This is a genomic window from Rheinheimera baltica DSM 14885, from assembly GCF_000425345.1.
In the GTDB taxonomy this organism is placed as follows: Bacteria; Pseudomonadota; Gammaproteobacteria; order Enterobacterales; family Alteromonadaceae; genus Alishewanella; species Alishewanella baltica.
This window is the reverse complement of sequence record NZ_AUDG01000002.1, coordinates 42015-55812: the sequence shown is the minus strand read 5'-3', so window position 1 is coordinate 55812 and position 13798 is coordinate 42015. Positions and strand designations below refer to the sequence as shown.

The 13798-nt window shown below is 47.2% G+C and carries 14 protein-coding genes and 3 tRNA genes; 7 read left to right on the top strand and 10 right to left on the bottom strand.

All coding sequences use genetic code 11. The features are described 5' to 3' along the window. The first annotated feature begins 7 nt into the window (after positions 1-7). The 4 genes from zipA to H595_RS0101355 all read left to right on the top strand — a co-directional run bounded on the left by zipA (position 8) and on the right by H595_RS0101355 (position 3894). Entirely contained in the window at positions 8-937 is a 930-nt protein-coding gene (gene zipA / locus H595_RS0101370; protein WP_027669565.1) for a cell division protein ZipA, read from the top strand. A gap of 93 nt (positions 938-1030) precedes the next feature. After that, a complete protein-coding gene (ligA, locus tag H595_RS0101365; RefSeq protein ID WP_027669564.1) occupies positions 1031-3064 on the top strand; it encodes an NAD-dependent DNA ligase LigA in 2034 nt (677 codons plus the stop codon). Beyond that, positions 3065-3400: a DUF3392 domain-containing protein gene (locus H595_RS0101360; RefSeq protein WP_037053399.1), complete on the top strand. Its 336-nt coding sequence runs from the start codon at positions 3065-3067 to the stop codon at positions 3398-3400. After that, positions 3397-3894, top strand: coding sequence for a DUF2919 family protein (locus H595_RS0101355; protein ID WP_027669562.1), 498 nt, complete (start codon positions 3397-3399; stop codon positions 3892-3894). The genes H595_RS0101360 and H595_RS0101355 overlap by 4 nt, the downstream gene beginning before the upstream one ends. Here the strand turns inward: H595_RS0101355 and H595_RS0101350 are convergent. The 4 genes from H595_RS0101350 to H595_RS0101335 form a co-directional block, all read right to left on the bottom strand. Beyond that, positions 3891-5513 carry a response regulator gene (locus H595_RS0101350; protein WP_027669561.1) on the bottom strand — a complete coding sequence of 541 codons (1623 nt, stop codon included), beginning with the start codon at positions 5511-5513 and terminating at the stop codon, positions 3891-3893. The two genes, H595_RS0101355 and H595_RS0101350, sit on opposite strands and share 4 nt — an antisense overlap. A gap of 136 nt (positions 5514-5649) precedes the next feature. Beyond that, positions 5650-5725, bottom strand: a tRNA-Val gene (locus H595_RS0101345). 25 nt (positions 5726-5750) lie between these two features. Further along, a tRNA-Val gene (locus tag H595_RS24075) sits at positions 5751-5900 on the bottom strand. A 36-nt stretch (positions 5901-5936) separates the two neighbouring features. After that, positions 5937-6012 (bottom strand) — tRNA-Val (locus tag H595_RS0101335). 200 nt (positions 6013-6212) lie between these two features. Here H595_RS0101335 and gltX point away from each other — a divergent pair. Together gltX and H595_RS0101325 are read left to right on the top strand one after the other, a co-directional pair. Beyond that, positions 6213-7622: a glutamate--tRNA ligase gene (gltX, locus tag H595_RS0101330; protein ID WP_027669560.1), complete on the top strand. Its 1410-nt coding sequence runs from the start codon at positions 6213-6215 to the stop codon at positions 7620-7622. A gap of 165 nt (positions 7623-7787) precedes the next feature. Further along, on the top strand, positions 7788-8585 hold the full coding sequence (locus H595_RS0101325) for a DUF481 domain-containing protein (protein ID WP_027669559.1): 798 nt from the start codon (positions 7788-7790) through the stop codon (positions 8583-8585). 51 nt (positions 8586-8636) lie between these two features. Here H595_RS0101325 and H595_RS0101320 read toward each other — a convergent pair whose 3' ends face one another. Next, entirely contained in the window at positions 8637-9626 is a 990-nt protein-coding gene (locus H595_RS0101320) for a 2-hydroxyacid dehydrogenase (protein WP_027669558.1), read from the bottom strand. Positions 9627-9696: 70 nt separating this feature from the next. Further along, the gene (locus tag H595_RS0101315) at positions 9697-10176 is read right to left on the bottom strand and encodes a glutathione peroxidase (RefSeq protein ID WP_027669557.1); all 480 of its coding nucleotides are present in this window, start codon (positions 10174-10176) and stop codon (positions 9697-9699) included. Between the two features lie 86 nt (positions 10177-10262). Between H595_RS0101315 and H595_RS0101310 the strand changes: the two genes are divergently transcribed. Then, on the top strand, positions 10263-11144 hold the full coding sequence (locus tag H595_RS0101310; protein WP_027669556.1) for an NAD(P)-dependent oxidoreductase: 882 nt from the start codon (positions 10263-10265) through the stop codon (positions 11142-11144). Here H595_RS0101310 and H595_RS0101305 read toward each other — a convergent pair. The 4 genes from H595_RS0101305 to H595_RS0101290 form a co-directional block, all read right to left on the bottom strand. Beyond that, positions 11133-11603: an RES family NAD+ phosphorylase gene (locus H595_RS0101305; RefSeq protein ID WP_027669555.1), complete on the bottom strand. Its 471-nt coding sequence runs from the start codon at positions 11601-11603 to the stop codon at positions 11133-11135. The genes H595_RS0101310 and H595_RS0101305 overlap by 12 nt on opposite strands. 45 nt (positions 11604-11648) lie before the next feature. Next, positions 11649-12098, bottom strand: coding sequence for a type II RES/Xre toxin-antitoxin system antitoxin (gene parS, locus H595_RS0101300; protein WP_027669554.1), 450 nt, complete (start codon positions 12096-12098; stop codon positions 11649-11651). A gap of 129 nt (positions 12099-12227) precedes the next feature. Then, entirely contained in the window at positions 12228-12887 is a 660-nt protein-coding gene (locus tag H595_RS0101295; RefSeq protein WP_027669553.1) for a CoA transferase subunit B, read from the bottom strand. Between the two features lie 10 nt (positions 12888-12897). Next, a complete protein-coding gene (locus H595_RS0101290) occupies positions 12898-13599 on the bottom strand; it encodes a CoA transferase subunit A (RefSeq protein WP_027669552.1) in 702 nt (233 codons plus the stop codon). Positions 13600-13798 lie beyond the last annotated feature (199 nt).

Genomic DNA, 13798 nt, shown 5'->3' with positions numbered 1-13798 from the left:
TAAACTTATGGCTGACGAATTACGTTTGATTTTTATTATTATCGGAGCCCTGGTATTAGGTGCACTGTTATTGCATGGTCTGTGGACAGTGCGTAAAAATGCGGGCCAGCCCAGACACCGTTATTATGAAGAAACAGCAAAAGATAGCAGTGAAAAGGCCGAAGGGTTTGACGATTTAGGCGTAGGCCCGGTGCGGGTAGTGAAAAAAAACGCGACAGATGTTGACACTAATACAGCATCTCCGGCGAAGGCTGAGCCGGTTGTGCGCCACACCACTCGGGTACAAGCTACTCCGGTAAAGGCTGCGCCAGTAAGCTACAAAGAACCCGTGAACTACAAAGAAGAAGTGCAAACTGAACTGCCGTTTGATGATGCTAAAACACCCGAGCTGAATTTTTCTGCGATAGAGGATGATGAAACACCTTCACCGTCTTTTGATACTGGAGCAGTAGAGATTGATAATGATCAGCCTGCCGCTAAAAGTGAACCGCGACCGGCAGCTGAAGAACCAGCAGAAGTGCTGATCTTGTACGTATTACTGCCAGAAACTAAAGAAATGAAAGGCCCGGATTTATTGTCGGCCTTACTCACTCTTGGCTTTAAATATGGTGATATGGACATTTTTCACCGTCACTTAGACAGTGCCGGCTCGGGCGCTGTGTTATTTAGTCTGGCGAATATGTTTAATCCGGGCACCTTTGATTTAGAGAATATTGACAAACTTGCCACCCGTGGCGTGAGTTTATTTATGACATTGCCTGGCCCTGGCGAACCACTACAAAACTTTAATCTGATGCACAATGCGGCAAAAAAGCTGGCTGATGAATTTGGCGGCCAGGTACTGGATGGGCAACGCAGTGTGTTAACGGTTCAAACCGTGCGGCATTATGTCGATAAAATTCGTGAATTTCAGCGTCAGCAGCTTATTCACGGTTAATCGTTAAAATATTAGCAGCTAAAACGGCAGGCAATAGGCCTGCCGTTTTTGTTATGGCAAACTAAAACAATCTATTTTTCAGGCAACAACCCTATGAGTCAGTCTGTTTTACAACAAGTACAGCAGTTGCGTCAGCAGCTGGAACAATATAGCTATCAGTATTATGTGTTGGATGAACCTACCGTTCCTGACGCCCAGTACGACACACTTTATCGCCAGTTACAGAAAATTGAGCAGGAGAACCCAGAACTTATTACTGCCGACTCACCGACACAGCGTGTTGGCGCAGCGCCGTTGAGTAAGTTTGGTCAGGTTGCTCACACCATTCCTATGTTGTCGCTGGACAATGCGTTTGATGCTGCAGAGTTTCATGCTTTTTGTAAACGCATGGCAGATCGCCTGGATACAGTGCAGGCATTTAGTTTTTGTTGTGAGCCAAAACTTGATGGTTTAGCGGTCAGTATTCGTTACGAAAATGGCGTGCTTGTGCAAGCGGCTACGCGGGGAGATGGCTACACCGGCGAGGATATTACCAGCAATGTGCGAACCATACGCGCGGTGCCATTAAAGCTTAAAGGTGACAAGGTACCCGCTGTGCTTGAAGTGCGTGGCGAAGTGTTTATGCCGTTGGCAGGTTTTAATGCCATGAACGAAAAGGCGCGGCAAAGTGGCGAAAAGATTTTTGCCAATCCGCGTAATGCTGCTGCGGGCAGCTTGCGCCAACTTGACCCGAAAATTAGTGCGCAGCGGCCGCTGATGTTTTATGCCTACGCCGTTGGCGCAATTGATGATGCTACCGGCTTGTTAGATAGCCAAAGTCATTATCAACGTTTAATGCAGTTAAAAGACTGGGGGCTTCCTGTTTGCCCTGAAATTCGCTTAGTCAGCGGCGCTGAAGCCGCGCTGGATTATTATCAGGATATCTTGCAGCGCAGGGCCAGCCTTAGCTATGAAATTGATGGCGTGGTGATTAAAGTTGCAGACTTGGCGCAGCAACAAGCGCTGGGTTTTGTTGCCAGAGCGCCGCGCTGGGCTATTGCCTTTAAGTTTCCAGCACAAGAAATGCTAACCACCTTGCTTGATGTAGAATTTCAAGTGGGCCGAACCGGCGCTATTACGCCGGTGGCCAGACTGGAACCTGTGGTTGTTGGCGGTGTTACGGTAAGTAATGCCACACTGCACAATCGCGATGAAATTGCGCGTTTAGGCGTGAAAATTGGCGATGCGGTAATCGTGCGCCGGGCAGGTGACGTTATTCCACAAATTGTGTCGGTAGTACAAGAGCAGCGCCCGGCTGATGCGCGGGATATCGAGTTTCCGTCTGAATGCCCGGTTTGTAGCTCTGCTGTCGAGCGGGTAAGCGGTGAAGCGGTAGCACGATGCAGTGGCGGCTTGTTTTGTCCGGCACAGCTAAAAGAGTCAATTAAGCACTTTGTGGCACGCAAAGCCATGGATATAGATGGCTTGGGCGATAAATTAGTCGACCAGCTGGTTGAACACAAGCTCATTGCAAGCCCCGCAGGCATTTACCAGCTTGATATGGCGGCGTTGGTTAGCCTTGAGCGCATGGCAGAAAAATCAGCCCTCAAACTGCTAGCGGCGATAGAGCAATCTAAACAAACCACCTTGGCGCGGTTTATTTATGCATTAGGTATTCGCGAAGTGGGCGAGGCGACAGCGCTAAATCTTGCCAATCATTTTACCGAGTTATCCCTGTTACAACAGGCCGATTTAGCGCAGTTAGTTGCCGTTTCGGATGTTGGTGCCGTTGTAGCAGAGCATGTACTGGGCTTTTTTGCTGAACCTCATAACCAAGACGTGATTGCGCAATTGCTAAGTTGCGGTATTCACTGGCCGGCGATTGAGCAGCAGGCGGCGACTGAGCAACCCTTTGCCGGGCAAACACTGGTACTTACCGGTACACTTACCAGTATGGGGCGTGATGACGCTAAGGCGCGGCTGCAAAGGCTAGGGGCCAAGGTTTCGGGCTCGGTATCGGCTAAAACCCATGCCGTTATTGCCGGTGACAATGCCGGATCTAAACTGGCTAAGGCAACTGAGCTTAATGTGCCCGTGTGGACAGAGCAGCAGATGCTGGATGTGTTTGCAAAATATGGGGTGCAGTAAGTGCCTGATGTTATTTATCAATTATTGTTGGAGTGGGGCGGGGTATTTCGACCTTATGTACGTGATATCGCGCTGGGCATGGTAGCGACATGTCTGGTGGTGTTTGGCGACGATTTAAATCGCTTGGTACGCCGGCAAATAAGCTCGCTGCATTTTATTTGGCGTACACTGATTTTTATCGCGTTGTGTGCTTTTGGTTATGGCGCCCTGACGATTTTTCTTACGCCTGTCGTTGCCGTGCAACTGGGTAAACTCACTAATTTGTGGCTGCCGTGGGTATGTTTAACCATTTTTATTGCGCTGGGTATGTTGGCGCAGCGCAGACGTCAGCTATGAGTAAAGCCCCGCTGTGGCCTGTACTAGACGACTATGGCCTGCACAAGGTGCCACTGCGTTTTTACTGGTTGTTATTGTTGTTACTCCGGCCATACATAAGCTGGATATTGGTATTAACACTGCCACAGGATCAGCGCTCAATGCTGGCACTGTTTTATCCATTGCAGCGCGATTTTATTATCGCCTGCGCAGTTGCCGCTCCGCTGCTGTTATTGATTGCCGCGTTAAGCCAGCGTAAACCGAAAGGCAGACGTGGCTGGCGCCATATTTGGCGCTACGGTGGCCTAATTATGCTCAGTGTTGCTGTGGTTGATTTGGTGGTGAGTGTATCGCATTTACCCTCACAGGTTATGTTAGATGCACCATGGCGGATTGTGTCGCCGTTACTGCTAATTATTGGGTGTATCTGGTTGCTAAGGTCCAGAACGTTAAAAGCGGTTTTTGCTGAGTGGCCAGAGCCGATAGCGCCGGTGACAGAAACCAATACTAATTAAGCCAGTATGCTAAGGTTTTTTTGTTTTAGTTGTTCGTAACGCAGCATTTGTTCTGGTTTTAAATTACTGTTTTCTATCAGCTGTTGGCATTGGTTAAGCAGTTGCTGTTTTTGCTGAGCCGAACAAAGTGGGCGAGGGCTTGTAAGCAGTGTTTGCCATAAGTTGAGTGCAATGCCGGCATTTTTCGGCATCACTTGCCACGCCAGTGTGAAAGCAGAGAAGGCTTCTTGCCAGTTACCATGTTGATATAAATGTACAGCATTGTTGTTTAGCTCGCGGGGGCCATGTGCCATGGCAGCGCGTTCTTGCTGTTCTTGGTTAAGGTAGGCAGCAAATAAGGGTTCTGGTTGTTGTTGGCGGCAATGCTGGCTAATACGATTAAACAAGCTTTTAGAGGCGTCACTCAACCCCACTTCGTGCAGTGCTTTGGCCTTATCCAAGGCATTTTCTAATGAGTCTATTTCTATTTCTTCGCTAAGCTCAACTAATAACTGGCGAGCTTTATCTCTGTGGTCTTGCAAATACAAAAGACGCGCCTGCAATACTTGCTGCGCCTCTGTCAGATTTTGCAAACCATACTGGCGTTGCACCGTATTAAGCGACATGGTTGCCTGGCGACTTAAACGGGTTTGTTGTTCACTGTCTTCACTGCTAAGGGCGAAATCAATACTGGCTCTTGCCAGGTTCAGGTATAAATCTGGCTGTTCGTACATTGAATAGCGGGCAAATTTAACCATGTCTCTGGCGGCCCGGTATTGCAGTTCATAGTCATGGTTTAGCCGGGACAATTGCAATAGTTTTTGCTGGCGCAATAAATTTCGCGGTGCTATATCTGCAGCAGCCAATATATGCTGCTGTGCTTGTTGAAAATGCTGCTGGCGAAACTCTAGTTCAGCCAGGCAATCCAAAGCATAAAGCCGTGTTTCAGTACGCGATAACATTTGCTGTAATTCCGCAAAGGCCTGATCTTCTGCATTTTGTCTTAGCAGGCAAAACACCCTGCCAATTCTGGCCCAGCTAAACGGCTGAATTTGTAACATGGCATTGAAAAATACCAGAGCATCAGAATAGGCATGCTGTTGTAGCATGATATCGCCTTTTAGCTTAAGAAATAGCGGGTATAGCTTGTGTAGTTCAGGTTGTGTCAGTTGTTGATTAAGCCAATCGAGCGCTTTGTCATGCTGTTTTAGTTCGAGTAATTCGTATACCGGCCGCAGCTGTTGTTTACGCTTTAACACGCGCTCTATGCGTTGCTGTAAATCACGAATAACATACGGCTTGGCCAGAAACTCGTCTGGCTGCAATTCCAACACACTGTGCACCAATGCGGGTTCGGTTTCGGCACTAATAAAAATTACGCCGCAATTGAGTTTATGTAAGCCGGTTGCTTTGAGCTCTTCAAACAGTTGGTAGCCGTCTTTACCGTTGGGTAGGTTATACGCGCAGATAATTAGATCATAGTTATTCTGCTTGCAAAAATTCAATGCCGATTGCGCGCGACCAGCATAGCTAATGTTTTGATATCCCAGCTGTTCCAGCGCGTAACGCAAATAACTTTGGCTTAAGCTTTGATCATCAATAATTAAAATACGTTCATCGCGTTTAACAGCGGGTTCCATAGCTAACGGCTGTTCCGGTGCAGGTAATATTGGTTTTACTATAGCAAGCTTTGAAGAAAAAATAACAGGTAATTAACGGCGACCGTGTTGTCGAAGAGAGCGGGCGGTGCTTTGCTATGGTTTTTGTATTAAGCGGTGGTGGATTGTACTGGGTTCGAACCAGTGACCCCCGCCTTGTAAGGGCGGTGCTCTCCCAGCTGAGCTAACAATCCATGGGATAAGTCTTTAATATCAAATTGGTGCATTGTACTGGGTTTAATCAGTGTCCACCGTCTCGTCGTAAAGAGCGGGCGGCTCTTCATAATAAGACATCTTTTTAGCTCCTGGGTTCGAACCAGTGACCCCCGCCTTGTAAGGGCGGTGCTCTCCCAGCTGAGCTAACAATCCATGGGAGTATCTAAATTTTTATCGCAAAAAAAGCGATGGTGGATTGTACTGGGTTCGAACCAGTGACCCCCGCCTTGTAAGGGCGGTGCTCTCCCAGCTGAGCTAACAATCCACGCTGTTTGATGGCGCTCATTATAGGGAGCATGAAAAAGCTGTCAACATTATTTTGGTAATTGTGGTTTGCTTGCTGCAAAAGTAGACACTAGGGGCGATTTTCCAGCAAAACAGATCGCCATAGAACACCTTAGCGGGTGCATCCTATCTTGGGCATTGTTACAATACCCTACATTATTGCACTGTGATGGATAAACTATGTCTCTTGTTACCCGTTTTGCGCCAAGCCCCACTGGTTATTTGCATGTAGGTGGCGCTCGTACTGCGCTTTTTAGCTGGTTATACGCCAAAAAGAAAGGCGGTAAATTTATATTACGTATTGAAGATACTGATTTAGAGCGTTCGACGCAGGAATCAGTTGATGCAATTATAGAGGGCATGGCATGGTTAGGTTTAGACCATGATGAAGGCCCGTATTACCAAACAAAGCGTTTTGATTTATATAAAGAAGTGGTTGCGCAACTGCTAGCAGAGGGTAATGCTTATAAGTGCTTTTGTACCATAGATGAAGTTGACGCTATGCGTGAAGCGCAAACTGCAGCAGGCGAAAAACCGCGTTATAACGGTATGTGGCGCGACCGTACCGACCACCCGGCAGATAAACCCTTTGTCATTCGTTTTAAAAATCCACAAAGTGGCGTTGTGGTTATTGAAGACATGATCAAAGGTCGTATTGAAATTGCTAACGCTGAATTGGATGATCTGATCATTGCCCGAAGTGACGGTACTCCAACTTACAACCTAACCGTAGTGGTAGATGACTGGAAAATGGGCATTACCCATGTTATCCGCGGAGATGATCACGTCAACAACACGCCACGACAGATGAATATTCTGGCGGCTTTAGGTGCGGATATTCCTAAATATGCTCATGTGCCGATGATTCTGGGCGACGACGGTAAGCGTTTGTCTAAGCGCCACGGTGCGGTAGGCGTTATGCAATATCGTGATAATGGATTTCTACCAGAAGCCTTACTAAATTATTTGGTTCGGTTGGGCTGGTCTCATGGCGATCAGGAAATTTTCAGCAAAGATGAGCTGATACAGTTATTTGATCTTGATAGTTGTAACCGGGCGCCATCGGCGTTTAACACCGACAAGTTGATTTGGTTAAACCAGCATTACATGAAAACTTTGCCGGCAGAGCAGGTCGCGCAGCAGCTGCAATGGCATATTACTGAGCAAAAACTGGATATAAGCCAAGGACCTTTGTTAACCGATTTAGTTGTGGCTCAGGCCGAGCGGGTGAAAACGCTGAAAGAAATGGTTGAGGTTAGCCGTTATTTCTATGAGGACTTCTTAGAATTTGATGCTGATGCAGCAAAAAAACATTTACGTCCGGTCGCTTTGGAACCATTGCAAACCGTTGCTGCCAAACTGGCAGAGTTAACGGATTGGTCGGTAGAAGCTATCCATCAGACTATTAATGCGACGGCAGAACAACTTGGCGTTGGCATGGGCAAAATTGGTATGCCGCTTCGTGTCGCAGTAACCGGTGGTGGTAACTCGCCTGCATTGGATATCACCCTGGCATTGGTGGGTAAAACGCGCAGTCTTGCTCGTTTAGAACAAGCTATTACTTTTGTGCAACAGCGCGCCGCTGAGTAAAGCCTGGCGTAAAACACGTTAAATGCACAAATTGCTCAGTCCGGGCTACTGGGCTGAGCAATTCTCCTTGATACAATACCCATCTAGGCAGTGGCAAAAAAGTTGTGGTCTACAATAATATGCATTTATAGCCCAATACATAAACAGGAGTGATGTAACGACACAATGCAACGTTTCTTAACGGCGATTAGCCTTACACTGCTGTTACTCTTGTCTGAGGTATACGCTGCAGAAACCGACATGTTGGCGAGTAGCGAAGAACCTTTACAGCCTATTGGCTTTTTTGGCACGGTTACCGGCGATGTTGAACTGGGTTTTTTGTTTAGCTCTGGTAACACTGATTCCTTTGCCATTCGGGCAAACAGTGAATTGGTGCACGATCTGGAATACTTTCGTAATCGCTATCAATTTCAAAGTTTGCTGCAAAAAAATAATGTCGTAAATAGCGATAGCAGTGGCAAGCATCAAGTCACTACAGCCAGCCGATACGGCTTTACCAGCCAAAGCAACTATAAGTTAGTCAAAGGGCGTGAGTCTATTTTTGGTCGTGCAGCCTATGCACATGATAAATTTGGTTCGTTTCGGCAGCAGGCCTCGCTGACTGTTGGTTATGGTAATAGGCTGTATGAGAAACTTAGCAGCTATTTAGATTTAGAAACTGGCCCGGGTTTTTCTTATCAACAAACGGCAGCTGGCGTTAGTCATGGCGGTCTGATTTGGTTTTTAGCGGCGAATCTTGATTATGCTTTATTTGATACCACCAGTTTTCGCCAGTCGTTAGAAAGCGCGATGTCACTGGATGGCGAAAACTCTACCGTATTAAGCCGTAGCAGCATTACGGCAAAGATGGCCGATAAGCTGTCTATGCGGTTTAACTTTGTGGTTAAGTATAACTCTCAGCCGGAAGGCAATTTACGTACCACGGATACAGAAACATCGGCATCACTGGTATACACCTTCTAAGCCGGGTGGTACTTCATTGTGCGATCTATTAAACCAGCTAACTTAATCAGCTTAGTTAACCAGTTCATTCCCAGTTTCGGTATTGCTGGCAAATGCGAGTAAATTGTCGCTGGTGATCTGACTGATTTCCTGTAATGCCTCTTTGGTAAAAAACGCTTGATGTCCTGTAATTAATACATTGGGAAATGTTAGTAAGCGCTGAAATATATCATCATCAATCATTTGATCAGACAGGTTTTCAAAAAACAAATCGGCTTCCTGCTCATATACATCCAGCCCTAAATAGCCAATTTTACGGTTTTTTAAACCAGAAATAACCGCTTTTGTATCAATGAGAGCACCACGACTGGTATTAATAAGCATTACACCATCTTTCATACTGCCAATACTGTAATGGTTAATCATATGTCGGGTGTCAGGTGTCAGTGGGCAGTGCAGGCTAATAATGTCACTTTGCGCATATAAATCGGCCAGGAGCACATAGCGTCCACCCAGCTCAAGGATGGTATTTGACGGTGTGGTATCGTGGCATAATAACTCACAGCCAAAACCGCGCAGAATACGTGCGGTTGCAAGCCCTATGCGGCCGGTGCCAATTAAACCAACGGTTTTGCCGAATAGATTAAACCCCAGCAGGCCATCAAGGGCAAAGTTGTCATCACGTACCCGATTGTATGCTTTGTGCAGTTTACGGTTTAAGCAAAGGATCATGCCAACAGTATGTTCCGCTACCGCTTCTGGCGAATAAGCCGGTACGCGTGCAATGCGGATCCCCAATTCTTTTGCCGCAGCGATATCTACATTGTTAAAGCCTGCACAGCGCAGCGCCACCATCTCTATACCTAATTCAGATAACTGCCGAAGCACCTGTTCATTAAGCTCGTCGTTTACAAAGACACAGATAGCATGGCAGCCTGCAGCCAACTTAACACTGTCTGCTGTCAGGCGAGTGTCCAGGTACTGAAATTGTAAGCTAGTGTCGGCCCATCGGCTGAATCCATCTTGATCATATTGTTTGGCGCTGTATACGGCAACTTTCATGGCATGTCTCCCATTATTTGCGCTAAAGCTTAGCGCAAATTTCAGTGCGGTTTTTAGCGCTGGATCAAAGTTACAGCAAGTCTTCTATTGTTGCAGCGATACTGGTTGGTTTGGTGCGGGGCGCGTAACGTTTAACGACATCACCGTCTTTATTGACCAAAAACTTAGTGAAATTCCATTTAATCGCGCGGGTTTTCATCAGGCCACGGGCACTGTCTTTTAAATGTTCAAACAAGGGTGAAGCATCAGGGCCGTTTACTGCCAGTTTGGCCATTACGCCAAAGCTAACACCATAATTAAGTTCACAAAACTGTTGGATGTCGCCATTGGAGCCGGGCTCTTGGGCACCAAACTGATTACACGGGAAGGCTAAGATCACTAAGCCTTTGTCATGATATTTCTGGTGCAGCTCTTCCAGCTCTTTGTATTGCGGTGTGAATCCGCATTTGCTAGCCGTGTTCACAATTAACAATACCTTGCCACGAAACTGACTTAAATCAATGTCGTTACCCTGACCGTCTTTTATCTTGTACTGATGCACATTTGGCATAATGTTTCCTTCTGTTAGTGCTTTCAATCCGGCCGATATCTTTGTAAGCTCAGCGCCACAGTATGTCACAGTTTTAAGTCATTAATATGTCAAATAACAGTGTTAAAAAAGTTGCCTTTATTGGTTTGGGTGTAATGGGTTACCCCATGGCTGGGTATTTGCAACAGAAAGGCTACCAGGTTTCGGTGTTTAATCGCACAACGGCTAAAGCACAGCAATGGGCTAAGCAATATGGTGGCAACTTTGCTGACACCCCGGCTAAGGCGGCGCAAGGCGCTGAGCTGGTGTTTATGTGTGTTGGTAACGACAATGATGTTCGCTCGGTTGTTTATGGCGAGCATGGTGTGCTAGCTGGTATGCAGGCTGGTGCGGTTATGGTTGACCATACAACTGCCTCTGCCAACTTAGCGCGAGAGCTATCTCAGGCCGCTAAGCAACAGGGTATTGGCTTTTTAGATGCGCCGGTATCGGGCGGTCAGGCAGGCGCTGAAAACGGCGTACTCACTGTTATGGTTGGTGGTGAACAAGGCGACTTTGCACAAGCTGAAGCGGCAATTATGTGTTATTCACGCTGTGCTAAGTTGCTGGGGCCAGCCGGCTCAGGTCAGTTAGCCAAAATGGTGAATCAGATTTGTATTGCCGGGATAGTGCAGGGGCTTGCTGAGGCATTAAATTTTGCCCAAAACGCGGGCTTAGATGCTGCGGCAGTTGTCGAGGTGATATCGCAAGGTGCGGCGTCATCGTGGCAGATGCAAAATCGATCGTTAACAATGCTTGATGGCAAATACGATTTTGGTTTTGCTGTAGACTGGATGCGTAAAGACCTAGGTATTGCATTAGCCGAAGCGCGTGAAAACGGTAGCCATTTACCGGTAACGGCATTGGTAGATCAATTTTACAGCGAAGTACAGCAGATGGGCGGTAGCCGCTGGGATACCTCCAGTTTGCTGGCACGGCTAAAGCGTTAATCTGGGATCGGGCAGAAAGTCTAGTTCGGTAATATTACTGATACATTGATTAAAATCTTTGTGCTGCGGGTTAAGCAAAATATTGTTTTCCCGCGGCGCAACAACACTGGGCACCGCTAACGCCAGACTGGCACATTCTGTTAGCCAGCTGTCACCAATACGCGCTGTTTCTGCTGTAGCGGGTTGTTCACGCCAGCTTAATGGCAAGCTGTTAATACCAATTCGCAATAAATCGGTATCCTGAAGCGTCAGTTGGAATAGCCTGTACTGTGCCAGGGCAATACGGTTATTTAAGTGTACCAGCACTTCTAACATCGCCAGTGCTTCTGTTCCTGCAGTATAAATACATAACTGGCCTTTGCTATTCCAGCGGCCACCATATAAGCGAGCGCCTTCACCATCAAATGCCTGAGAAGCCCATTTAGTATGCACTAAGCGGTAAATGTTGAACTCAGCCATGGGCTAATTGTTGCTGAACAGGGAAGGAAGGTGTTCGGTGATACATTACGCAAACACCCCATGCTCTAAACGGCCAATTAAATCCAGTATGGCTTGAGTTTCAGCAGAGGTTGCCAACATATCCAGCGGGGCCTTGTCACCCAAGCCATATACCGGTTCGGTTAACCAGCGTTTAGTTGCTAGCATGTCGTCGTTAAATAATGCTGTCGCGGCAACTAATACCGTTGCAAAGCGAAACAGTCGGTCACTTTCATCTTGAGAGAATTTACCGCTTTTTGCCCGGCGAGCTAAAGTAGCGGGTGCAAGCTGACATACTGACGCCAACTGTTTTTTGTCCAAAGCTGAAATTAAGGCAAGACGTTCAAAAACGCTGTAGGCGAAACCGTTGTGTAATGCTTGATAAAGCTTAGGGCCACGTTCAGCTATACCTAACTGTTGCCAAATAGTATTGCCAGCATATAGCTGTGGCGTAAATTCTTTTACCAGCGCAATCATAACCACCTCGCTATCAAATGATAGCTATAATTTTATCAGTTGATTTTGTTTTGGTCAAAGTATAGGCAGAGTTATAACAGAGGTGGGTATAAAAAGGCGCGTAGCTGCTACAGCAACGCGCCTTTGGCGTTAATTAAATACCATTTCAGGAATATCGCCTGTAATGACCAACTTACCGGCGGTTTTTTGCTGGATCTCTTCAACAGAAATACCTGGTGCGCGTTCTAACAAATGGAAAGCGCCCTCGCGTACTTCTAATACAGCTAAATCGGTAACAATTTTTTTCACGCAGCCTACGCCCGTTAAGGGCAGGGTGCAGTCGCTCAATAGTTTACTGTTGCCGTATTTGTCAGCGTGGGTCATGGTCACAACAATGTTTTGTGCACCGGCGACTAAATCCATCGCGCCGCCCATGCCTTTTACCAGTTTGCCTGGGATCATCCAGCTGGCGATATTGCCGTTTTGATCTACTTCAAAGGCGCCCAGTACGGTTAAATCAACATGGCCGCCGCGGATCATGGCAAAGCTTTCGGCGGAGCTGAAAATTGCCGCGCCTTTAATGGCGGTGACGGTTTCTTTACCGGCATTAATCATATCGGCGTCAAGTTCAGCTTCGGTTGGGTAGGGGCCCATACCTAATAAACCGTTTTCTGATTGCAGCATAACTTCTATACCAGCCGGCACGTAGTTAGCTACAAGTGTAGGAATGCCGATGCCTAAGTTAACGTAGTAACCGTCTTGCAGCTCTTGCGCGACGCGCATGGCAACCTGTTCACGAGATAAAGCCATTGTTGCCTCCTTAACCTTGACGAACCATACGACGTTCAATGCGTTTTTCAAAGTTGCCTTTGATCACGCGCTGCACGTAAATACCAGGGGTGTGAATTTGTGAGGGGTCCAACTCGCCCTGCTCGACAATCTCTTCTACTTCAGCCACAGTAATTTTGCCGGCGGTAGCCGCCATCGGGTTGAAGTTCATTGAGGTGTGGCGAAACACCAGGTTACCGTAACGGTCTGCTTTCCAGGCGCGCACTATGGCAAAGTCACCTGTAATGGCAGGCTCTAACACATAGTGACGGCCGTCAATTTCACGGGTTTCTTTACCTTCAGCAACTGGGGTGCCGTAGCCGGTGGCCGTAAAAAATGCCGGAATGCCAGCACCGCCAGCACGCATTTTTTCTGCCAGGGTGCCTTGTGGTGTCAGTTCTACTTCTAACTCACCATTAAGCAGCTGTTTTTCAAACAGGGCATTTTCACCCACGTATGAGGCGACCATTTTTTTGATTTGACGGTCTTCAAGCAGGATACCTAAACCAAAGCCATCTACACCGCAGTTGTTTGATACTACGGTTAAGTCTTTGGTTTTCATTTCTTTAATCCGGGCAATTAAGCCTTCAGGAATACCGCATAAGCCAAAGCCACCAGCAATAACGGTCATGCCGTCTTGCAGGCCTGCCATGGCGTCTTCGTAGCTATGTACGACTTTATTAAACCCTGCCATTTGTTGTCCTCTGTTCTTTGCTGAGCTATCTGTTGCGAACTGCTCTTCGACTGCGCGGCTGCTGCGTGAAGTTTTTTCTGCGACACGCCATAAACCATCCATGGGGCTCGATTCTGGCCATCCATGGCCTCCAACGGTCGCCGAAAAAATCACATCCGCATCCGCTGGCATCTGTGCCAAGGTAAGCGCGCAGTACACT